This is a genomic window from Pseudomonas aegrilactucae (assembly GCF_019168305.1).
GTDB classification, from domain to species: Bacteria; Pseudomonadota; Gammaproteobacteria; order Pseudomonadales; family Pseudomonadaceae; genus Aquipseudomonas; species Aquipseudomonas aegrilactucae.
This window is the reverse complement of sequence record NZ_JAHTBI010000001.1, coordinates 100,698-122,790: the sequence shown is the minus strand read 5'-3', so window position 1 is coordinate 122,790 and position 22,093 is coordinate 100,698. Positions and strand designations below refer to the sequence as shown.

General features: G+C 64.2%; 22 protein-coding genes. 7 read left to right on the top strand and 15 right to left on the bottom strand.

The features are described 5' to 3' along the window. Positions 1–275: 275 nt before the first annotated feature. From KUO17_RS00575 to KUO17_RS00565, 3 genes are all read right to left on the bottom strand, one after another. Entirely contained in the window at positions 276–551 is a 276-nt protein-coding gene (locus tag KUO17_RS00575; protein ID WP_163950203.1) for an HU family DNA-binding protein, read from the bottom strand. Between the two features lie 187 nt (positions 552–738). Continuing rightward, positions 739–1,887 (bottom strand): NAD(P)/FAD-dependent oxidoreductase, encoded by a 1,149-nt coding sequence (locus KUO17_RS00570; protein WP_217973114.1) that lies wholly within the window; start codon positions 1,885–1,887, stop codon positions 739–741. Positions 1,888–1,919: 32 nt separating this feature from the next. After that, entirely contained in the window at positions 1,920–2,087 is a 168-nt protein-coding gene (locus KUO17_RS00565) for a rubredoxin (protein ID WP_007954349.1), read from the bottom strand. 168 nt (positions 2,088–2,255) lie between these two features. Between KUO17_RS00565 and KUO17_RS00560 the strand changes: the two genes are divergently transcribed. Together KUO17_RS00560 and ubiA are read left to right on the top strand one after the other, a co-directional pair. Further along, entirely contained in the window at positions 2,256–2,822 is a 567-nt protein-coding gene (locus KUO17_RS00560; RefSeq protein WP_217973113.1) for a chorismate--pyruvate lyase family protein, read from the top strand. Continuing rightward, complete coding sequence (gene ubiA / locus KUO17_RS00555; protein ID WP_217973112.1) at positions 2,822–3,712, top strand: 4-hydroxybenzoate octaprenyltransferase; 891 nt, start codon at positions 2,822–2,824, stop codon at positions 3,710–3,712. Before KUO17_RS00560 ends, ubiA begins: the two co-directional genes overlap by 1 nt. Before the next feature lie 33 nt (positions 3,713–3,745). Here the strand turns inward: ubiA and KUO17_RS00550 are convergent, their stop codons facing one another. After that, positions 3,746–4,114: a COG4315 family predicted lipoprotein gene (locus tag KUO17_RS00550; RefSeq protein WP_217973111.1), complete on the bottom strand. Its 369-nt coding sequence runs from the start codon at positions 4,112–4,114 to the stop codon at positions 3,746–3,748. 147 nt (positions 4,115–4,261) lie between these two features. Here KUO17_RS00550 and phoB point away from each other — a divergent pair, with 147 nt between their 5' ends. The 3 genes from phoB (at position 4,262) to KUO17_RS00535 (ending at position 7,760) form a co-directional block, all read left to right on the top strand. Continuing rightward, a complete protein-coding gene (gene phoB, locus KUO17_RS00545) occupies positions 4,262–4,951 on the top strand; it encodes a phosphate regulon transcriptional regulator PhoB (RefSeq protein ID WP_217973110.1) in 690 nt (229 codons plus the stop codon). Between the two features lie 79 nt (positions 4,952–5,030). After that, positions 5,031–6,305, top strand: coding sequence for a phosphate regulon sensor histidine kinase PhoR (gene phoR, locus KUO17_RS00540; protein WP_255263337.1), 1,275 nt, complete (start codon positions 5,031–5,033; stop codon positions 6,303–6,305). Positions 6,306–6,419: 114 nt separating this feature from the next. Then, positions 6,420–7,760 (top strand): hemolysin family protein, encoded by a 1,341-nt coding sequence (locus KUO17_RS00535; protein WP_217973108.1) that lies wholly within the window; start codon positions 6,420–6,422, stop codon positions 7,758–7,760. 6 nt (positions 7,761–7,766) lie between these two features. On the opposite strand, the gene KUO17_RS00530 is transcribed toward KUO17_RS00535, so the two are convergent. The 8 genes from KUO17_RS00530 to KUO17_RS00495 all read right to left on the bottom strand — a co-directional run bounded on the left by KUO17_RS00530 (position 7,767) and on the right by KUO17_RS00495 (position 18,252). Beyond that, the gene (locus KUO17_RS00530) at positions 7,767–8,663 is read right to left on the bottom strand and encodes a peptidoglycan DD-metalloendopeptidase family protein (protein WP_217973107.1); all 897 of its coding nucleotides are present in this window, start codon (positions 8,661–8,663) and stop codon (positions 7,767–7,769) included. A gap of 208 nt (positions 8,664–8,871) precedes the next feature. Further along, on the bottom strand, positions 8,872–9,777 hold the full coding sequence (locus KUO17_RS00525) for a response regulator (RefSeq protein WP_217973106.1): 906 nt from the start codon (positions 9,775–9,777) through the stop codon (positions 8,872–8,874). A 162-nt stretch (positions 9,778–9,939) separates the two neighbouring features. Then, positions 9,940–10,698, bottom strand: coding sequence for a phosphate signaling complex protein PhoU (phoU, locus tag KUO17_RS00520; protein WP_217973105.1), 759 nt, complete (start codon positions 10,696–10,698; stop codon positions 9,940–9,942). A 67-nt stretch (positions 10,699–10,765) separates the two neighbouring features. Beyond that, positions 10,766–11,599: a phosphate ABC transporter ATP-binding protein PstB gene (pstB, locus tag KUO17_RS00515; protein WP_217973104.1), complete on the bottom strand. Its 834-nt coding sequence runs from the start codon at positions 11,597–11,599 to the stop codon at positions 10,766–10,768. A gap of 83 nt (positions 11,600–11,682) precedes the next feature. After that, a complete protein-coding gene (gene pstA, locus KUO17_RS00510; protein ID WP_217973103.1) occupies positions 11,683–13,353 on the bottom strand; it encodes a phosphate ABC transporter permease PstA in 1,671 nt (556 codons plus the stop codon). Between the two features lie 17 nt (positions 13,354–13,370). After that, positions 13,371–15,659: an ABC transporter permease subunit gene (locus tag KUO17_RS00505; protein WP_217973102.1), complete on the bottom strand. Its 2,289-nt coding sequence runs from the start codon at positions 15,657–15,659 to the stop codon at positions 13,371–13,373. A 138-nt stretch (positions 15,660–15,797) separates the two neighbouring features. Further along, entirely contained in the window at positions 15,798–16,799 is a 1,002-nt protein-coding gene (locus KUO17_RS00500; protein WP_163940908.1) for a phosphate ABC transporter substrate-binding protein PstS, read from the bottom strand. A 163-nt stretch (positions 16,800–16,962) separates the two neighbouring features. Continuing rightward, positions 16,963–18,252, bottom strand: a complete 1,290-nt coding sequence (locus KUO17_RS00495; RefSeq protein WP_217973101.1) for an MFS transporter — start codon at positions 18,250–18,252, stop codon at positions 16,963–16,965. Between the two features lie 360 nt (positions 18,253–18,612). Between KUO17_RS00495 and KUO17_RS00490 the strand changes: the two genes are divergently transcribed. Both KUO17_RS00490 and KUO17_RS00485 read left to right on the top strand, forming a co-directional pair. Next, positions 18,613–19,014 carry an acyl-CoA thioesterase gene (locus KUO17_RS00490; protein WP_009402429.1) on the top strand — a complete coding sequence of 134 codons (402 nt, stop codon included), beginning with the start codon at positions 18,613–18,615 and terminating at the stop codon, positions 19,012–19,014. 72 nt (positions 19,015–19,086) lie between these two features. Beyond that, a complete protein-coding gene (locus KUO17_RS00485; protein ID WP_217973100.1) occupies positions 19,087–19,983 on the top strand; it encodes a D-hexose-6-phosphate mutarotase in 897 nt (298 codons plus the stop codon). A gap of 101 nt (positions 19,984–20,084) precedes the next feature. Here KUO17_RS00485 and KUO17_RS00480 read toward each other — a convergent pair whose 3' ends face one another. The 3 genes from KUO17_RS00480 to KUO17_RS00470 form a co-directional block, all read right to left on the bottom strand. Beyond that, entirely contained in the window at positions 20,085–20,618 is a 534-nt protein-coding gene (locus tag KUO17_RS00480) for a DUF3299 domain-containing protein (protein WP_217973099.1), read from the bottom strand. A gap of 50 nt (positions 20,619–20,668) precedes the next feature. After that, positions 20,669–20,917: a GlsB/YeaQ/YmgE family stress response membrane protein gene (locus KUO17_RS00475; RefSeq protein WP_163945557.1), complete on the bottom strand. Its 249-nt coding sequence runs from the start codon at positions 20,915–20,917 to the stop codon at positions 20,669–20,671. A 92-nt stretch (positions 20,918–21,009) separates the two neighbouring features. Further along, positions 21,010–22,092 (bottom strand): 5-(carboxyamino)imidazole ribonucleotide synthase, encoded by a 1,083-nt coding sequence (locus KUO17_RS00470; RefSeq protein WP_217973098.1) that lies wholly within the window; start codon positions 22,090–22,092, stop codon positions 21,010–21,012. Position 22,093: the final 1 nt, after the last annotated feature.

Genomic DNA, 22,093 nt, shown 5'->3' with positions numbered 1-22,093 from the left:
CAGGTTCGATACGTGACGAGTGGATCATGCCGCTCCCTCCCTGGAACACCGCCGCGCGGTGTCGGCGGCGGCGTATGCTAGTCACAAGCGCAGGGGACGGCAACCGAAAGCGGCGCGCCCTTCGCTGGCAAGCCAGCTCCCACCGGTGCGCCACTGTTCTTGAGGGCAGCGATGTAACTGTGGGAGCTGGCTTGCCAGCGAAGGGGCCGACGCACAAACAAAAACGGGCACCGCTTGGGGTGCCCGCTTTTCGACACAGTCAGTGGCCCGCGCCCTTACGGATTGACGCTGTCCTTGAGGAACTTGCCTGGCTTGAACGCAACGGTATTGCTGGCCTTGATCTTCACCGGCTCACCGGTTTGCGGGTTCTTGCCGGTGCGCGCACCACGATGACGCTGCAGGAACGTGCCGAAACCCACCAGCGTCACGCTGTCTTTCTTGTGCAGAGCTGCGGTGATTTCTTCTAGCACCGCATTGAGCACGCGGTTGGCCTGCTCCTTGGTAAGGTCGGCCTTCTCGGCAATGGCTGCAGCGAGTTCTGGTTTACGCATGGTGAAGCCCCTCTGACGGAATTTTTTGTTGTTATGCCGTGCTGCCTTCGCGGCAGCGCCTAAGGCACCGCAGGCTCTAAACTGCGGCAGACGGGTGTGAGAATGGCACGCCGCCAAGGGCCGCGCCAGTCTCTGGGCGGCCATTGTGCGGGCAAAAGCAGGGTATATCCGACAGAACGACAGCTATTTACGCCAACAACGGTGGAAGCTGACGGTTGAACGCCAGCTTTTCCATTACCGCCGCACCGGTCAGGGCATAGCCCAGCAGGTTGCCATCGGCGTCATGGCACAGCACTTTCAGGTCGGCGCCCTGCCCTTCGACCCGCCACTGGCCTTCACGACCACGCGGTGGCGGCGAGACCACCAGTGGGCACACCGGCGTCTTCACGGTGATCGGCATCGGCCCGTAGCTCACCGCCGTCGGGTTGCCGACCAGGGTTTGCGCCAGTGCACGGGCGCAGTTCATCAGTGGCATCACGTACAGCAGGTTGAGGCCATCGACCTCGGCGCAGTCGCCCAGCGCATGGATATTGGCGTGGGAGGTGCGCAAATGACGGTCGACCATCACCCCACGGTTGACCTGCAGCCCCGCTGCCGCCGCGAGGTCGATGCGCGGGCGCAGGCCGATGGCCGACACCACCAGGTCGCAGGCGATCACGCTGCCGTCGGACAGGTGCGCCTCCAGACCATCGGCCATGTGCTGCAGGCGGGTCAGCACCGGGCCCAGGTGAAAACGCACGCCCAGCCCTTGCAGGCCGGCCTGTACAGCGGCGGCGGCAGCCGGGTGCAGCAGGGTCGGCATGACCTGCTCGCAAGGCGCGACCACATCGATGTCGAAACCGCCCAGGTGCAGGTCGTTGGCAAACTCGCAGCCGATCAGCCCGGCCCCCAGGATCAGTACCCGGCGCTTGCCAGCGGCGGCGCTGCGAAAGCGCGCATAGTCCTCAAGGTCGTTGATGGGGAAGATCGCATCCCCCGCATCGCCCTCTACCGGTACCCGCACGGTTTCGGCGCCCCAGGCCAGCACCAGGTCGCGGTAGCGCACCTGCTCCTCGCCGACCCACAGGCGCTGGTGGCCGGGGTCGATGCCGCTGATGCGGGTATGGGTGTGTACCTGGGCCTTGAGCTGCTCGGCCATGGCGCCGGGCTCGGCCATGCTCAGGCCATCGGCGTCCTTGTGCTTGGCAAAGCCGGTGGACAGCATCGGCTTGGAGTACGAGCGGCCATCATCGGCGCTGATCAGCAGCAACGGCGTGTCGCCGTCGAGCTTGCGAAATTCACGGGCGAGGTTGTAGCCCGCCAGCCCTGTCCCGACTATCACCACCGGATCGGTCATGCCCTGCCTCCTCTACCCAGTACAAAAATTGATCAGTTGATCTCGATCATCTCGAAATCCATCTTGCCCACGCCGCAATCCGGGCACAGCCAGTCTTCAGGCACGTCCTGCCACAGGGTACCGGGCGCGATGCCGTCATCCGGCCAGCCGTCGGCTTCGTTGTAGATCAGCCCGCACACCACACACTGCCACTTTTTCATGATCGTTCTCCTCGCTTAAATCAGACGCACACCGGTCGTGATCATTACAGTCTTGGCGCTGCATGGATCGTCAGGGGGCTTTGTACTGAGGCTGGTGGCACGATGCAAGTCGCAACCTGCAAACATGCTAAGCTCGGCGCCTCACTGGCTTGTAACCGCATACCGACCGTGCCGTACGAAACCTCGCAAGTGCCCGCCCTCACATGGCTCGAGCAGCAATCGCCGCTGGCCGACAGCGTCGACCCGCTGACCCGCGACTGGTTGTTCGACCAGGGCTCGCTGACCCGCCGCCTGACCCGATTGTCCGCCGATCACTTCAGTGTGACCCCCTTGTACGAAGGCTGGCAGCCGCTGCGCACCGACGAGTGCACGCGCCTTGGGCTGGCGCCGGGCAGCGAAGGCTGGGTACGCGAGGTGTACCTGCGCGGGCACGGCCAGGCGTGGGTGTACGCGCGCAGTGTGGCGGCGCGCAGCGCCTTGCAGCAGGGCGGCCTGGACATGGAGGCGCTGGGCAGCCGTTCACTGGGCGAGCTGCTGTTCTGCAGCCCAGGCTTTGTACGCCAGGCCATCGAGGTGTGCCATTACCCGGCCGCCTGGCTGCCGGCCGAGCAGCGCCATGACGGCCTGTGGGCACGCCGCTCGCGCTTCGATCAGGGCGCGCTGAGCATCCTGGTGGCCGAGATCTTCCTGCCCGCCCTGTGGCAGGCCACCGACACCCGCCTGGAGGACCGCTGATGTACCTGAGCCTGCTCAAGTCGCTGAACCGCCTGCACCCCAGGGCCTGGGACTTCATCCAGCTGAGCCGCATGGACAGACCGATCGGCATCTACCTGCTGCTGTGGCCGACCCTGACAGCCGTGTGGATCGCCGCCAAGGGCTCGCCCAGCGTGGCCAACGTGCTCATTTTCGTGCTGGGCGTGGTGCTGATGCGCGCTGCCGGCTGCGCCATCAACGATTTCGCCGACCGCAAGGTCGACGGCCACGTCAAACGCACCGCCGAACGCCCGCTGGCCGCCGGCAGGATCAGCGGCCGCGAGGCGCTGGTGCTGTTCGCGATTCTGCTCGGCGTGAGTTTTGCCCTGGTGCTGTGCACCAATGCACAGACCGTGTGGCTGTCGTTCGGCGCGGTGGCGCTGGCGGCCTGCTACCCGTTCATGAAGCGCTATACCTACTATCCACAGGTGGTGCTGGGCGCTGCGTATTCATGGGGCATTCCCATGGCCTTTACCGCGGCCACCGGCGAGCTGCCGGCCATCGCCTGGCTGCTGTACATCGCCAACCTGCTGTGGACCGTGGGCTACGACACCTACTACGCCATGGTCGACCGCGACGACGACCTGAAGATCGGGGTCAAGTCCACCGCGATCCTGTTCGGCGAGGCCGACCGCACCATCATCCTGACCTTGCAGTTGCTGTCGCTGGGCTGCCTGCTGATGGCCGGCAACCGTTTCGAGCTGGGCGGCGGGTTCCACCTCGGGCTGGTGGGCGCGGCGCTGTGCTTTGCCTGGGAATACTGGTCGACCCGCAGCCTGGAGCGCGACGCCTGCTTCAAGGCCTTCCTGCACAACCACTGGGCCGGCCTGCTGGTGTTCATCGGCGTGGTGCTCGATTACGCCCTGCGCTGACCACCGTGCGGCAGCCAGCGCAACCTCACGGGGTCAAGGCTTGGCGACGTGCCACACGTCTTTCATGCCGTCGCCGGTCATGTCGCCACCTTGCTTGTCCTTGACGAAGGTGTAGAGCGGCTTGCCGTCGTAGGCCCACTGCATCGAGCCGTCATCACGCGTGATCTGCGTCCACTTGCCGTCAGCTTTTTCGCCGCTCTTGGCCATCAACGGCGGCCAGTTCTTCGCGCACTCGCCATTGCACATGGACTTGCCACCGGCATCCTTGTCAAAGGTGTAGAGCGTCATGCCGGCATGATCCACCAGCATGCCGCCCTTCTCCATGGCATGATCGGCCAGGGCCAGGCCCGGTAGCGCCAGGGCAGTCACGAGGGCCATCCAGTTCAGCGTATGTCGTGTCATTGGACTCACCGTTTTTGGTGATGGGTGGGAGCTAAAGCCTAGCTCAGCCAAGGAATGTTGCCGCCCACCCACACGACCTGTCACACGACTGCAATAATTCCGTTATCTAATGCGGGCCAAGACACCTGAATGGGAAGAGGTTTGAGCATGGTTGGCAGGAACATTCTGATCGTTGACGACGAAGCGCCGATTCGCGAGATGATCGCCGTTGCATTGGAAATGGCCGGCTATGACTGCCTGGAGGCGGAGAACTCGCAGCAGGCCCATGCCATCATCGTCGACCGCAAGCCCGACCTGATCCTGCTCGACTGGATGCTGCCCGGCACCTCGGGCATCGAGCTGGCGCGACGCCTCAAGCGCGACGAACTGACCGGTGACATCCCGATCATCATGCTCACCGCCAAGGGTGAGGAAGACAACAAGATCCAGGGCCTGGAAGTCGGCGCCGACGACTACATCACCAAGCCGTTCTCGCCGCGCGAACTGGTGGCCCGGCTCAAGGCCGTACTGCGCCGCGCAGGCCCCGGCGACAGCGAGGCGCCGATCGAAGTCGGCGGCCTGCTGCTCGACCCGATCAGCCACCGCGTGACCATCGACGGCAAGCCGGCCGAAATGGGCCCTACCGAATACCGCCTGCTGCAGTTCTTCATGACCCACCAGGAGCGCGCCTACACCCGTGGCCAACTGCTCGACCAGGTGTGGGGCGGCAATGTGTATGTGGAGGAGCGCACGGTCGACGTGCATATCCGCCGCCTGCGCAAGGCGTTGGGTGAAGCCTACGAAAATCTGGTACAAACCGTGCGCGGTACGGGCTACCGGTTCTCGACCAAGAGCTGAACCGCTGCATATCGCCAAGGCAATTGAAAGGACGCGTCGTTAATTGAACCAGAACTGGCATGGCACCCTGATTCGCCACATGCTGCTGCTGACCACCGTCTGCCTGCTGGCCGGGCTGGTCAGCGGCTACTACGGCTGGAGCCTGGCCATCGGCCTTGCGGCCTACCTGGGCTGGACCCTCAAGCAACTGCTGCGCCTGCACGAATGGCTGCGCCAGCACAAGCCCGACGAAGCCCCTCCCGATGGCTACGGCCTGTGGGGCGAAGTGTTCGACAGCATCTACCACCTGCAACGTCGCGACCAGCGCGTGCGCGGCCGCTTGCAGGCGGTGATCGACCGTGTGCAGGAATCCACCGCCGCGCTCAAGGATGCGGTGATCATGCTCGACAGCGACGGCAACCTGGAGTGGTGGAACCGCGCCGCCGAAACCCTGCTGGGCCTCAAGACCCCGCAGGACAGCGGCCAGCCAGTGACCAACCTGGTGCGCCACCCACGCTTCAAGGAGTACTTCGAGCAGGAGAACTACCTCGAGCCGCTGGAAATCCCCTCGCCCATCAATGACCGCCTGCGCGTGCAGTTGCACATCACCCGCTACGGCAACAACGAACACCTGATGCTGGTGCGCGATGTCACCCGCATTCACCAGCTCGAGCAGATGCGCAAGGACTTCGTCGCCAACGTGTCCCACGAGCTGCGTACCCCGCTGACCGTGATTGCCGGCTACCTGGAAACCCTGCTCGACAACGTCGAAGAGGTCAACCCGCGCTGGGTCCGCGCCCTGACCCAGATGCAGCAGCAGGGCGTGCGCATGCAGACCCTGCTCAACGACCTGCTGCTGCTGGCCAAGCTGGAAGCCACCGACTACCCCTCCGACAACCAGCCGGTGCCCATCGATGCGCTGCTGCAGTCGATCAAAAGCGACGCCCAGGCGCTTTCCGGCCAGCGCAACCAGCGCATCAGCCTGGAGGCCGAGCCGGGCATCCGCCTCAAGGGCAGCGAGGCGGAGCTGCGCAGCGCGTTCTCCAACCTGGTGTTCAACGCGGTCAAGTACACCCAGGACGAAGGCCAGATCCGCATCCGCTGGTGGGCCGACGAACAGGGCGCGCACCTGAGCGTGCAGGACTCGGGCATCGGCATCGACCCCAAGCACCTGCCCCGCCTGACCGAGCGTTTCTACCGCGTGGACTCCAGCCGCAACTCCACCACCGGCGGCACCGGCCTGGGCCTGGCGATCGTCAAGCACGTGCTGTTGCGCCATCGTGCGCGCCTGGAAATCAGCAGCGTGCCGGGCCACGGCAGCACCTTCACCTGCCATTTCGCACCTATCCAGGTAGCGCCGCGCGCGACCGCCTGAGCTGCAGCCCTTTAAATTTGTGCGGTCAGCCGCTACATTGGCTGACTCGCGCCAGCCCCTGCTGGCATTGCTGCATTCCCTTTGCTCAGAAGACGGACCCCGTAAAACCCCATCATGGACCCTTCCCCTGGTATCACCCTCGCGTCACTGTTCGCCGATTTCGGCATGATTCTTTTTGCTCTGCTGCTGGTTCTGCTCAACGGATTCTTCGTTGCGGCCGAGTTCGCCATGGTCAAGCTGCGCTCGACCCGGGTGGAATCGATTGCCGAGAAGAACGGCTGGCGCGGGCACATCCTGCGCACCGTGCACAGCCAGCTCGACGCCTACCTGTCGGCCTGCCAGCTGGGCATCACGCTGGCCTCGCTGGGCCTGGGCTGGGTTGGCGAGCCGGCCTTTGCGCACCTGCTCGAGCCGCTGCTGGCGGCGGTGGGCGTGCAATCACCCGAAGTCATCAAGGGTGTGTCGTTCTTCAGCGCCTTCTTCGTGATTTCCTACCTGCACATCGTGGTCGGCGAGCTGGCGCCCAAGTCCTGGGCGATCCGCAAGCCCGAGCTGCTGTCGCTGTGGACGGCGGTGCCGCTGTACCTGTTCTACTGGATGATGTACCCGGCCATCTACCTGCTCAACGCCAGCGCCAACACCATCCTGCGCATTGCCGGCCAGGGTGAGCCCGGCCCGCACCACGAGCACCACTACAGCCGCGAAGAGCTCAAGCTGATCCTGCACTCCAGCCGTGGCCAGGACCCCAGCGACCAGGGCATGCGCGTCTTGGCCTCGGCCGTGGAGATGGGCGAACTGGAAGTGGTCGACTGGGCCAACTCGCGCGAAGACATGGTCAGCCTGGATGCCAACGCGCCGCTCAAGGAAATCCTCGCGATGTTCCGCCGCCACAAGTTCAGCCGCTACCCGGTGCTCGACGCCCAAAGCGGCGAATTCGTCGGCCTGCTGCACATCAAGGACCTGCTGCTGGAGCTGGCCGCGCTGGACCACCTGCCCGAGTCGTTCAACCTGGCCGAGCTGACCCGCCCGCTGGAGCGGGTGTCGCGGCACATGCCGCTGTCGCAGTTGCTGGAACAGTTCCGTAAAGGTGGCGCGCACTTCGCCCTGGTCGAAGAGGCTGACGGCAAGGTGATCGGCTACCTGACCATGGAAGACGTGCTCGAAGTACTGGTGGGCGACATCCAGGACGAACACCGCAAGACCGAACGCGGCATTCTCGCCTACCAGCCTGGCAAGCTGCTGGTGCGCGGTGATACACCGCTGTTCAAGGTCGAACGCCTGCTCGGCGTGGACCTGGACCATATCGAGGCCGAAACCCTCGCGGGCCTGGTCTACGAGACGCTCAAGCGCGTGCCGGAAGAGGAAGAAGTGCTGGAAGTCGACGGCCTGCGCATCATCATCAAGAAGATGAAAGGGCCCAAGATCGTGCTGGCCAAGGTGCTCAAGCTCGATTGAGTCGCCTCACGGGTTGCCGGCGGTAAAGCTCGGCAGCCCGCCGATGGGCTGGTTGAACTGGTACGGGATCGACTCCAGTGCCAGCCCCACGTTGCGCTGCACCACGAAATGCAGGTGCGGCCCGCTGCTGTTGCCGGTATTGCCGGACTTGGCCAGTGGCGTGCCATAGGCCACCCGCTGCCCCTCGCTGACCACCACCGACCCGCGCATCAGGTGCAGGTACACGCCCATGGTGCCGTCGGCATGCAGGATCCTCACGAAGTTGCCGGCCGGGTTGGTGCCGCGCCCGCTCTGGCTGTTCTCGGTCCTGATCACCACCCCTGCCCGCGCCGCGATGATCGGCGTGCCTTCAGGCATGGCGATGTCCATTGCGTAGCGGCCCTTGGGGCCGAAGTGGCTGTACTTGCCATTGGGGCCCTGGGTCAGACGAAACGGGCCGCCGCGCCAGGGGAACGGGTAGCGATAGGCCAGGCTGCGCTGCTGCGGGTTGCCCAGGGCGTAGTTGAACTGTTCACGATACCCCACCGGCTTGCCGCCCTGGCGCGCGGTGAGGGCCGTGAGCAGCAGCGTGGAGCGTGCCGGCACGACCCGCCTGACGATGCGCGGCGCCAGGTTCTGCACATTGTCCAGTCGCTCCAGGCGCAGCTCTACCTCGACCGGGGCATACAGCTGGTTGCGCGCACTGAAGCGCACGCCATTGGGGTATTTGCTGACCTGCAACTGCACCTGCTGGCCCAGCTGCTCGACCATGCGATCACGAAACACCAGTGCCCGGGCGCCGGGGCTGGGGCGGTCGGAGTAGGACACCACGCCCGAGGCGTCGGTGTTCTTGTAGATGGTCATGGCCCAGGATTGGCCGGCAACCAACAGCAAGGCGCAGAACAGCAGCAGGTGTGGCGGCATGAGTAGTGGCCATCTGACAGGTTAGCTCTGGGCAAGCCTAGCAGGTGAACGTGGCGAGGGTGTGGCTGGGCGGGTTACAGCGCATGTCGCACGATCAACGGTGTGCCCTTCGCTGGCAAGCCAGCTCCCACAGGGCTGGGTGTACACCGCAAAACCCTGTGGGAGCTGGCTTGCCAGCGAAGAGGCCAGCACAGGCAACAAAGGCCTGTCAGGCCCCCGGCACGAAGTGCTTCTGCGCCGTACCGCGGGCAATCAGGCGCGACAGGTAGTCGAGCTTCTGCGCGTCCTGGTCGACAAAGCGGAACGTCAGCTGCAGCCAGTCGCTGTCAGGCTTGGACTCCACCGCCACGACCGCATGCAGGTAGCCGTTGAGGCGCGCGATCTCGGCGTTGTCGCCCTGTTCCAGGTCCAGTACCGCGCCTTCCAGGATCTGCGGCAGCACGTCGCCACGGCGCACCACCAGCAAGGCTTCCTTCAGGCTCAAGGCCTTGATCATGCACGCCTGGTTACCGCTCGACAGGCGCAGTTGACCTTGCCCACGGCCCGACGACGGTGCGGCCTTGGCGGTCCCCGGCTGCGGTGCATTGATCAACGGCTTGGCCGCCGCTACCGGCGCTGCAGCGGTTGCCGGGCGCACGGTCTCGGCCTTGCCGCCGGTCAACGCCGACAACGAGTCGTTGGCGAACGCCGAGGTGGCACGGGTCGGCGCGCTGGCCAGCAAGGTATCGAGCTTGCCCGACTTGGTCAGCGCCTTCTTCACCTTGGTCAGCAACTGTTCGTTGGTGAACGGCTTGCCGACAAAGTCCGAAACGCCGGCCTGGATCGCCTGCACCACGTTTTCCTTGTCGCCACGGCTGGTCACCATGATGAACGGCATGGCCTTGAGCGCTTCCTGCTGACGGCACCAGGTCAGCAGTTCCAGGCCCGACATCTCGGGCATTTCCCAGTCGCACAGCACCAGGTCGAAACGTTCACGCTCCAGCAACACCTGGGCCTTGCGGCCGTTGACCGCGTCCTCGATGACGATGCCGGGGAAATAATTGCGCAGACACTTTTTAACCAGGTCACGGATAAACGGCGCGTCATCCACGACCAGAACACTGACTTTACTCATCGCCACTCCTTCAAGACCCGGCTAGCATAACGTTGACTGATGGCCATTTGCCAAAACTTCGGTCACGCCGGGACTCAGATTATTCGTTCGCGGGTGCCTGCTGTTGCGCTGCCGCAAACGAAAACGCCCGGCCAAGGCCGGGCGTTCATTCTCGGGGCAGTCTTACTTATCGTCAGATTTGCCCGGAACATTAGCCTTTTCGCCCGTGCCCTCGACCTCTTGCTTCATGCGCGCCAGGCCCAGGTGACGCACGTCGGTGCCGCGCACCAGGTAGATCACCAGCTCCGCGATGTTGCGCGCGTGGTCGCCGATACGCTCCAGCGAACGCAGGGCCCAGATCACGCTCAGTACCCGCGAAATCGAACGCGGGTCTTCCATCATGTAGGTCACCAGCTCGCGCAGGGCGGTCTTGTACTCGCGGTCGATGGTCTTGTCGTACTGCGCCACCGACAGCGCCAGGTCGGCGTCGAAACGGGCAAATGCATCGAGCGCATCACGCACCATGTTGCGCACCTGGTCGCCGATGTGGCGCACCTCGACGTAGCCGCGCGGCGACTCGCCCTCCTCGCACAGCTGGATGGCGCGGCGGGCGATCTTGGTGGACTCGTCGCCGATGCGCTCCAGGTCGATCACCGACTTGGAAATGCTGATGATCAGGCGCAGGTCGGACGCTGCCGGCTGACGCCGGGCCAGGATGCGTACGCACTCCTCGTCGATGTTGCGCTCCATCTGGTTGATCTGCTCATCGACCTCGCGCACCTGCTGGGCCAGGCCCGAATCGGCCTCGATCAGCGCGGTGACCGCGTCGTTGACCTGCTTCTCGACCAGCCCGCCCATGGCCAGGAGGTGGCTGCGCACTTCCTCGAGCTCGGCGTTGAATTGCTGGGAGATGTGATGGGTAAGGCTGTCTTTGTCGATCATGAAGAATCCTTGGAGCGTCCGGTGAGGTGCGCTCGAGCGCAGTGATCAGTCGTTGCTGCAACCGGGCCTAGCCGTAGCGACCGGTAATGTAGTCTTCGGTCTGCTTCTTCGCCGGGTTGGTGAACAGGGTGTCGGTGTCACCGTATTCCACCAGCGTGCCCATGTACATGAACGCGGTGTAGTCCGAGACCCGTGCCGCCTGCTGCATGTTGTGGGTCACGATGACGATGGTGTACTTGGACTTGAGCTCGTAGATCAGCTCTTCGACCTTCAGCGTCGAGATCGGGTCGAGCGCCGAGCACGGCTCGTCGAGCAGCAGCACTTCAGGTTCGACCGCGATGGTACGGGCAATCACCAGACGCTGCTGCTGACCACCGGACAGCCCCAGCGCCGACTCGTGCAGGCGGTCCTTGACCTCCTCCCACAGCGCCGCGCCCTTGAGTGCCCATTCCACGGCCTCATCCAGTACACGTTTCTTGTTGATGCCCTGGATGCGCAGGCCGTACACCACGTTCTCGTAGATGGTCTTGGGGAACGGGTTGGGCTTCTGGAACACCATGCCGACGCGACGGCGCAGCTCGGCCACGTCCTCGCCCTTGCGGTAGATGTTGTTGCCGTCGAGGTTGATCGCGCCTTCCACCCGGCAACCGTCCACCAGGTCGTTCATGCGGTTGAAGGTGCGCAGCAGGGTCGACTTGCCGCAGCCCGACGGGCCGATGAAGGCGGTCACGCGCTGCTTGGGAATGTTCAGGCTGACGTCGAACAGCGCCTGCTTCTCGCCGTAGTACAGGCTCAGGCCGGGCACTTCGATGGCCACGGTCTCGTTGGCCAGCTGCAGGCTCTGCTTGGTACGACCCAGGGCCGACATGTCGATGCCGTGGGCGTGGGATTCATGCTGCATGGTCAGACTCCATACGCTATCAATTTCGTTTCATCGAGCCGCCCGGCGCTCGGCGCACAGGCGGCAGCGGCAATAAGGGTGTGTCAGGCGTCCAGCGCCTTGTACTTCTCGCGCAGGTGGTTACGGATCCACACCGCCGAAAGGTTGAGGGTGGCGATCACCATCACCAGCAGCAACGCGGTGGCGTATACCAGCGGCCGCGCAGCCTCGACGTTGGGGCTCTGGAAGCCGACGTCGTAGATGTGGAAGCCCAGGTGCATGATCTTCTGGTCCAGGTGCAGGTATGGGTAGTTGCCGTCCACTGGCAGCGACGGCGCCAGTTTCACCACACCCACCAGCATCAGCGGTGCCACTTCACCCGCAGCGCGGGCCACGGCCAGGATCATGCCGGTCATCATTGCCGGGCTGGCCATCGGCAGCACGATCTTCCACAGCGTCTCGGCCTTGGTGGCGCCCAGGGCCAGCGAGCCCTCGCGCACCGTGCGCGGGATCCGCGCCAGGCCTTCTTCGGTGGCCACGATCACCACCGGCACCGCCAGCAGCGCCAGGGTCAGCGAGGCCCACAGCAGCCCCGGTGTACCCAGGGTCGGCGCCGGCAGGGCTTCAGGGAAGAACAGCCGGTCGAGCGAGCCGCCCAGCACGTACACGAAGAAGCCCAGGCCGAACACGCCGTAGACGATCGCCGGTACACCCGCCAGGTTGTTCACCGCGATGCGGATCAGCCGGGTCACCGGGCCCTGACGTGCATACTCACGCAGGTAAACCGCCGCCAGCACGCCGAACGGGGTGACGATCACGGCCATGATCAAGGTCATCATCACGGTGCCGAAGATGGCCGGGAAAATCCCGCCTTCGGTGTTGGCTTCACGCGGGTCGTCGCTGAGGAACTCCCAGACCTTGGCAAAGTAGGTGCCCAGCTTGGTGAAGTAGCTCATGCCGTTGGGCTGGTAGGCGTGGACCACCTTGTCGAGGTTGATCTCGACTTCGCGGCCGTTGCCGTCACGCGCCACCAGGCTGTCGCGGCTGAAGTCCTGGTGCAGGCTGCCCAGGCGCTCCTCGATGGCCTTGTAGCGGTTGTTCAGCTCGGCGCGTTCGGCGTCCATGTCGGCTTGCGCGGTGGCGTCCAGCTTGCCTTCCAGCTCCAGCTTGCGCGCTTGCAGGCGCAGGCGCTCCAGGCCATGGTTGATGGCGCCGATGTCTTTCTTCTCGAGCTTCTGCAGCTCGCCGGCCAGGCCGTCGGCGCGCTTGAGGCGTGCCTGCAGCTCGTTCCAGGCGGCCTGCCCTTCGGCGACCACCTTGCCGTTTTCCTTGACGCTGACCAGGTAGCCGTAGAAGTTGCCCCACTCGCGGCGCTCCAGGGCAATCAGGTCGACCGGTTTCTGCTGGTCGACCAGCCAGTCGCCGACCACCCAGGAGAAGTCGCTGCCGTTGAGGTCGCGGTTACCGACCTTGATCAGCTCGCGGGTCATGAACTCCGGGCCGTTGTCGGGCACCGGCAGGCCGGCGCCCTTCAGACGCGCCAGCGGCACCTCTTCCTTCTGTACGACTTCACCGACCACGACGTGGCTGGCCTGGCCCGGCACGTTGTAGCTGGCCTGGATCAGGTCGGCCGGCCAGAAGTGCGCCAGGCCGCGCACGGCGATCACGGAGAGCAGACCGATGGTCATGATCACCGCAATGGCCACCGCGCCACCGCTTATCCAGACGCCGGGGGCGCCGCTCTTGAACCAGCTCTTGAGGGAATCCTTTTTCACGGATCTCTACCTTTCTATCAAAGCGACGAGTATTTCTTGCGCAGACGCTGGCGAATCAGCTCGGCCAAGGTGTTCATCACGAAGGTGAACATCAGCAGCACCAGCGCGGCGAGGAACAGCACGCGGTAATGACTGCCACCGACTTCCGATTCGGGCATCTCCACCGCGACGTTGGCCGCCAGGGTGCGCATACCTTCGAACAGGTTCATTTCCATGACCGGGGTGTTGCCCGTGGCCATCAGCACGATCATGGTTTCACCCACCGCACGGCCCATGCCGATCATCAGCGCCGAGAAGATACCCGGGCTGGCGGTCAGGATGACCACGCGGGTCAGGGTCTGCCACGGCGTGGCGCCCAGTGCCAGCGAGCCCAGGGTCAGGCTGCGCGGCACGCTGAAGACGGCGTCTTCGGCAATCGAGTAGATGTTCGGGATGACCGCAAAGCCCATGGCGATACCGACTACCAGGGCGTTGCGCTGGTCGTAGGTGATGCCCAGGTCATTGGTGATCCACAGGCGCATGTCGCCGCCGAAGAACCAGGCCTCCAGGAACGGGCTCATGGTCAGCGCGCCCCAGCCGGTAAACAGGATCACCGGAATCAGGATCGCCGCTTCCCAGCCATCCGGAACGCGCAGGCGCAACGACTCCGGCAGGCGGCTCCAGGCAAAGCCGGCCAGCAGGATGCCGAACGGCATCAGCAGGAACAGGCTGAACACACCCGGCAGGTGGCCTTCGAGGTACGGCGCCAGGAACAGGCCGGCGAAGAAACCGAGGATCACCGTCGGCATCGCCTCCATCAGCTCGATCACCGGCTTGACCTTGCGGCGCATGCCCGGGGCCATGAAGTAGGCGGTGTAGATCGCGGCGGCAATCGCCAGCGGTGCGGCCAGGATCATCGCGTAGAACGCGGCCTTGAGCGTACCGAAGGTCAGCGGCGAGAGGCTCAGCTTGGGCTCGAAGTCGGTGTTGGAGGCGGTCGACTGCCAGACATACTTGGGCTCGTCGTAGTTCTCGTACCAGACCTTGCTCCACAGCGCGCTCCAGGACACTTCCGGGTGCGGGTTGCGCAGGCTGGCCGGGATCAGCTTGCCGCCTTCCTCGACGATGATGCGGTTGGCCCGTGGCGACAGCGCCAGCACGCCGGCGCCTTCAGCCATCGGTTCGACCAGCAGGGTACGGTGCGCGGTGCTGTGGAACACGCCGAGCTTGCCGCTGGCGTCCAGCGCCACGAAGCCCTTGCGACGCTCCTCGGCATCGATCTGCACGATCGGCGCGCTGCCCATCTGGAAGGTACGGATCTTCTTGAAGCGCTGTTCGCCGTCTGGATCGCGGGCCATGAACCACTGCGCCAGGCCACCCTTGGAGTCACCGATGATCAGCGAGATGCCGCCCACCAGCTGGGTACTGGCCGTGACGTCGGTATTGGCGTCATCCAGCAGCTTGTAGCGACCGTTGAGGCTCTTGTCGCGCAGGCTGAACACATCGGCCTGGGCGCGCCCGTTGATCACGTACAGCCATTGCTGGCGCGGGTCGATGAAGATCGCCTTGACCGTCTCGGTCATCTGCGGCAGCTCGATGCGGTTCTGCTCGCTGGTGACTTCGCCGGTCATCATGTTTTCTTCGCGGCTCAGTTGCAGCACCTGCAACTGGGCGCCGCTGGAGCCGGCGACCACCAGCGTCTCGCCATTCACGTTGAGGCTGACGTGCTCGAGCGCGCGGCCGGCTTCACCGAGGGCGAACGGTTCCTGGCCATACGGGTAGTCGATGGCCGGGGTGATGGTCTTCTTGTTGTCCGGGTAGGTGATCTTGTAGCTGTGGCTGAACACCAGCGCCTGGCCGTTGGACAGGCCCAGCACGATCAGCGGGTTGCCCGGCTGGTCGGCACCGATCGAGGTCACCTGGGTACCGGCAGGCACCGGCAGCGCCACGCGGCTGAGCTCGGCACCGGTCTTGGTGTCGAAGAACAGCGCCTGGCCGTTGTCGGACACGCGCATGCCCACCAGATTCTGCTCTTCGAGCGCAATCATCAGCGGCTTGCCGGCGTCCTGGGTCAGCCAGGTCGGGGTGATGGCTTTCTTGGTGGTCAGTTCGGCGCCCTGGAACAGCGGCACGACCACATAGGCCAGGTAGAAGAAGATCAAGGTGATCGCCGCCAGCACGGCGAGCCCGCCCACCAGTACATACCAGCGGGTCAGACGATCCTTGAATGCACGCAGGCGACGCTTGCGTTGCAGCTCGGGCGTATTGAAATCAATCCGCACGGGGGGGGAATTTTGGGTCATGGTGGAGTTGGCCAGATCATTCATGCGCTCACCCTAGCGGTCCCGTATGACAAAAACATGACAGTGCAGTGACGCAAAAAAGCCCGCCGCCCAGACATCCCTGGCAGCGGACTCGCAATTTGCAGCGCAGCCTGGAGGTTTCCAGGCCACGCCGGTTCACACTCAGTTTGCAGCGACGCCTTTGGCGGCGTGGTTCAGGCCCAGGTCGGCCAGTGCTTTCTCAGCCACTTTGGCGGGCAGCGGGATGTAACCGTCTTTGACCACGACCTGCTGACCGGCCTGCGACAGCACCAGCTTGACGAACTCGGCTTCCAGCGGAGCCAGCGGCTTGTTCGGCGCCTTGTTGACGTAGACGTAGAGGAAGCGCGACAGCGGGTAGGTACCGTTGAGGGCGTTGGATTCGTTGTCTTCGACGAATGCGCCGCCTTCTTTCTTGGCCAGAGGCACGGTCTTCACGCTGGCGGTCTTGTAGCCGATGCCCGAGTAACCGATGCCGTTCAGCGAGCTGCTGATCGACTGCACGACCGAAGCCGAACCCGGTTGTTCGTTGACGTTAGGCTTGAAGTCGCCTTTGCACAGGGCTTCTTCCTTGAAGTAGCCGTAGGTGCCGGATACCGAGTTGCGACCGAACAGCTGCACTGGCTTGTTGGCCAGGTCGCCGGTCACGCCCAGGTCACCCCAGGTTTTCACGTCGGCCTTGGCACCGCACAGGCGGGTCGACGAGAAGATCGCATCGACCTGAGCCATGGTCAGGCCCTTGATCGGGTTGTCCTTGTGCACGAACACGGCCAAGGCATCGACCGCCACCGGGATGGCGGTCGGCTTGTAGCCGTACTTCTGTTCGAAGGCCTGCAGCTCGACGTCTTTCATCTTGCGGCTCATCGGGCCCAGGTTGGCGGTGCCTTCGGTCAGCGCGGGTGGCGCGGTGGAGGAGCCGGCGGCCTGAATCTGGATGTTTACGTTCGGGTATTCCTTCTTGTAGGCCTCGGCCCACAGGGTCATCAGGTTGGCCAGGGTATCGGAACCGACGCTGGAGAGGTTGCCCGAGACGCCAGTGGTCTTGACGTAGGTCGGAATAGCAGGATCAACAGCGGCAACTGCGTTGGCAGTCGCAACGCCAGCGGCGGCAAAGGTCAGGGCCGCCATCAAACGCTTCAGTTTCATGCCTTACTCCTAGCAGGAAGTGGGGTAGATGGATCGGGCCCAAGTATCTGCAGGCCGTATGACTACTCTATGAACTGAATGTGACAATTAGATGAAAGGCCATCACCTCGTTGGAGGGATGGCCTTTTCAAAATGTTGCGGCGGGGGGGGGGGCAGTGGGGTTTCAGCGTTTGGTCGCGAGCAGATAGAGGCCCACCAACAGGCCGAGGATGCAGATACCGGCCACGTAGTAGGCCGGGCCGAGCGGGCTGAACTTCATCAGCGAGGTGACCATGATCGGGGTCAGGCCGCCGAAGATCGCATAGGCCAGGTTGTAGGAGAACGACAGGCCGCTGAAGCGCACCACCGGCGGGAAGGCACGTACCATCACGTACGGCACCGCACCGATCACGCCGACGCACAGGCCGGTCAGCGCATACAGCGGGAACAGCCAGTCCGGATGGGCCGCGATGCTGTGGTAGAAGGTCCAGGAGCTGGCCAGCAACGCCAGGCTGCCGATGACGAACACGCGACCGGCACCGAAACGGTCGGCCAGTGCGCCGGCACCGATGCAGCCGATGCTGAGCAGCACGATGGCCAGGCTGTTGGCCTGCAAGGCCGTGGTCGCGCTGAAGCCGTACACGCTCTGCAGCACTGTCGGGGTCATCAGGATCACCACGATGACGCCGGCCGACAGCAGCCAGGTCAGCAGCATCGACAGCACGATGGCCCCGCGGTGGTCGCGCAGCACAGCGCGCAGCGGCACTTCCTCGGCCAGCGCCTTGCGTTGCTGCATCTCGGCGAACACCGGGGTTTCGTGCAGCCAGCGGCGCAGGTACACCGAGAACAGGCCGAACACCCCGCCCATCAGGAACGGGATACGCCAGGCGTAGTCAGACAGCTCTTGCGGGGTGTAGACGGTATTGATCAAGGTGGCGACCAGCGAGCCGAGCAGGATGCCCGAGGTCAGGCCTGCGGTCAGGGTGCCGCAGGCATAGCCGACGTTGCGGCCCGGCACGTGCTCGGACACGAACACCCAGGCGCCGGGTACTTCACCGCCGATGGCCGCACCCTGGATCACCCGCATCACCAGCAGCAGGATCGGCGCCCAGATGCCGATCTGCGCGTAGGTGGGCAGCAGGCCCATGATCAGGGTCGGCACGGCCATCATGAAGATGCTCAGGGTGAACATCTTCTTGCGCCCCAGCAGGTCGCCGAAGTGGGCCATGACGATGCCGCCCAGCGGGCGCGCCAGGTAGCCGGCGGCGAAGATGCCGAAGGTCTGCATCATGCGCAGCCACTCGGGCATGTCGACCGGGAAGAACAGCTTGCCCACCACCGCGGCGAAAAACACGAAGATGATGAAGTCGTAGAACTCCAGCGCGCCGCCCAGGGCGGAGAGCGACAGGGTCTTGTAGTCACTGCGGGTGAGCGGGCGCGAAGGCTGCTCGATAGAGGTGGGCACGGAGGTCATCGAAGTGTCTCTTGTGGGCAAATCAAGCCGCAGCAGCGCTGGCCCGGCCTGTCAGGAGGTCGAACGATAGCAAATTGCTTGAAAAAGCACACAGATCTACATAAACAGCACAGATAATCGTGACCGCATGGTCGTCGCTCTGCGCGAGGCTCTATATACTGGCCGCTCGTATTAAAAGGTTACGCCTTGTGTGGGATGTTGTGCGAAAACGCCGCTAGGTATGCTTAGTCGGTTTCGCAGAGTTTCCCTTCGCCGCCCGGCAAAGCGAAAGCAGCGTAGTATGTTTCGTGCTGAATCGTTTTTCGCGGCGTCCGCACCAGCGCCACCAACGAAGCGTTACGGGTCAGAGGCACCCCCGGCATGATTGAACTCGAACAAGAAGATCCTATCCCGCAAGGCGACCTGGCCTTGCAGATCACTGCATTACCCCGTGAAACCAACGGTTTCGGCGATATCTTCGGCGGCTGGCTGGTCGCCCAGATGGACCTGGCCGGTACCGCCATGGCCAGCCGTGTCGCCGGTGGTCGCGTGGCCACCGTGGCGATCGATCGCATGGCCTTCCTGGTACCCGTAGCCGTGGGCGCGCAGCTGTCCTTCTATACCCAGACCCTGGAAATCGGCCGCAGCTCGATCCAGATGATGGTCGAAGTGTGGAGCGACGACCCGCTGAGCAGCGAATGGCGCAAGGTCACCGAAGCGGTGTTCGTGTTCGTTGCCATCGACGGCAGCGGGCGCACCCGTTCGGTACCGCCTCGTCGCTGAGCCGGGGGCGCGTTAAACTCGGGGGTCTGCGAGAGGTCCAAGACCTTGTAGGCCACCCATCGAGTACAACGCATGTCCACACCCAAGGTAGAAGTCGAACAGCACGGTGAACTCAGCTGCTGGCGTATCAGCACGTCTCACGCCGAGCTGCTGATAGCCCAGCAGGGCGCACAGGTACTGAGTTACCAGCGCGTGGGCGAGCCGCCGTTGCTGTGGCTCAGTGACCAGGCCATCTTCAGGCAGGGCAAATCGGTGCGCGCCGGCGTACCGGTGTGCTGGCCCTGGTTCGGCAACCTTCAACGCAATCCGCAAGCCGTGCAGGCCATGTACCACGGTGCCGAAGCGCCGGCGCATGGCCTGGTGCGCGGGCGTGACTGGCAATTGCTCGGCATCGACAGCCAGGGTGAGGGGGTACGCGTCGACTTCACCCTGCCCCAGGCGCTGGGCGACCTGCCTGGCTGGCCGCACACGGTCGAGCTGAAGCTGAGCATCGTGCTGGGCGAGCAACTGACGCTCACCCTCAGCAGCTACAATCTGGGCAATGACACGCTCACCCTGAGCCAGGCCCTGCACAGCTACTTTGCCGTCAGCGATGTGCGCGGGGCGCGGGTGCAAGGCGTGGACGGGTTGGGGTATATCGAGACCCTGGCCGACTGGGCACAACGCACCCAGCAAGGTGACCTGGGGTTTGCCGGGGAAACCGACCGCATCTACCTGCAGGCGCCCGATCGATTGAGCATCGTCGACCCGGCGTGGAACCGGCGCATTACCTTGAGCTGCCAGGGCTCGCGCTCGGCAGTGATCTGGAACCCATGGGTGGACCGCGCCGCCGAGTTGCCGGACATGGCCGATGACGGCTGGCAGCGCATGCTGTGCATCGAGACGGCGAACGTGTGGGATGACGTGGTGACCTTGAAGCCCGGGGCGACGCATTCGCTTAGTGTCAGTATAGGGAGCGAGCCGCTCTAGACCGCTTTCGCTGGCAAGCCAGCTGCCACAGGTATGGCGCCAGCCCTGAGGCTTGCGGTGAGCCTGTGGGAGCTGGCTTGCCAGCGAATAAGGCGACGTGGTTACAGATCGGAATCCTGCACCACCCGCACCTTCCCCGCCTCCAGCGCATACGCCGCATCGGCCAGATCATTGCTGACCTTCTCCACCTTCAGCGTGCCGCTGACCCACAGCGGCGTGTAGATATCGTCCAGCTTCAACCCGTGCGGATAGCGCACCAGCACCAGTTGATTGGGCGGTGGTGGCGGGACATGGATGCAGGCGCCCGGATAGGGCACGAGGAAGAACAAGGTGCTGTTGCCCTTGGCGTCGGTCTCCAGCGGCACCGGATACCCGCCCAGACGGATCTGCTTGCCGTTCATGGCCGCCACCGTCTTGTTCGAATACATCACCGCCGGCAGGCCCTTGCTCTGCTTCAGGCCGCCCTTGTCGGTAAAGGTGCCCATGGCCTCGGGGGAGTCATGGTCGATCTCGGGCATCTGTTCCAGTGCCTTCTGGTCGGACGCAGGCATCAGCTCCAGCCAGTCGGTTTCGGGCAGCTCGGCCCGCGCCACGGCACTACACAGCAACAAGGAAAGCAGCAGGACTCGACGCATGAAAAAGGCTCGGCAACGAAAGAGGTTCGACTGCCGAGCATTCTAGCGCCCTATGAACGCTTTTTGATCATGCCGTAGATCACCAGCAGGATGATCGCGCCCACCAGCGCGCCCAGGAAACCAGCCCCCTCGCCCGCATGGTAGATGCCCAGCGCCTGGCCACCGTAGGTAGCCGCCAGGGAACCGGCGATGCCCAGCAGGATGGTCATGATCCAACCCATGCTGTCGTCGCCCGGCTTGAGGAAACGTGCCAGCAGGCCCACGATCAGGCCGATGAAGATGGTTCCAATGATACCCATGACATTCCCTCTGAATTGAGTGCACGAGCCAAAGCCTAGTCAGCGCTTTGGCATCCTGCCATCAGAGGGATGCACCGGTGAAATGGTTCAACTCAGCCTGCGATCAGCGCTTCGACCTGCTGGATCTTCTGCTCCAGCGTGGCCATGTCGTCGCAACGCAGCGTGGCGTGGCCGACCTTGCGCCCGACCTTGAAGGCCTTGCCGTAGTGGTGCAGGTGGCAGTCGTCGATGGCCACGACCTTGTCCACTGCCGGCACTTCGCCGATGAAGTTGAGCATGGCGCTTTCGCCGACCTTGGCGGTCGAGCCCAGCGGCAGGCCGGCCACGGCGCGCAGGTGGTTCTCGAACTGGCTGCACTCGGCGCCTTCGATGGTCCAGTGCCCGGAGTTGTGCACGCGCGGGGCGATTTCGTTGGCCTTCAGGCCACCGTCGACCTCGAAGAACTCGAACGCCAGCACGCCCACATAGTCGAGCTGCTTGAGCACGCGGCCGGCGTAGTCTTCGGCCAGGCCTTGCAGCAGGTGATCTTCGCTGGCCACCGACAGGCGCAGGATGCCGCTGTCGTGGGTGTTGTGCACCAGCGGGTAGAAACGCGTCTCGCCATCACGGGCACGCACGGCGATCAACGACACTTCACCGGTGAACGGCACGAAGCCTTCGAGCAGGCACGGCACGCTGCCAAGCTCGGCGAACGTGTCGACAACGTCGGCCTGTGTGCGCAGAACCTTCTGACCCTTGCCGTCATAGCCCAGGGTGCGGGTTTTCAGCACGGCGGGCAGGCCGATGCTGGCCACTGCCGTGTCCAGGTCGGCTTGCGACTGGATATCGGCAAAGGCCGGGGTCGGAATGCCCAGGTCCTTGAACATGCTCTTCTCGAACCAGCGATCACGCGCGATGCGCAAGGCCTCGGCGCTCGGGTACACCGGCACGAACTGCGACAGGAAGGCCACGGTCTCGGCCGGCACGCTTTCGAACTCGAAGGTCACCAGGTCGACTTCGTCGGCCAGCTGGCGCAGGTGGTCCTGGTCGCCGTAGTCGGCACGCAGGTGTTCACCCAGGGCAGCGGCGCAGGCGTCCGGGGCCGGGTCGAGGAAAGCGAAGTTCATGCCCAGCGGAGTGCCCGCCAGGGCCAGCATGCGGCCCAGTTGGCCGCCACCGATTACACCGATTTTCATG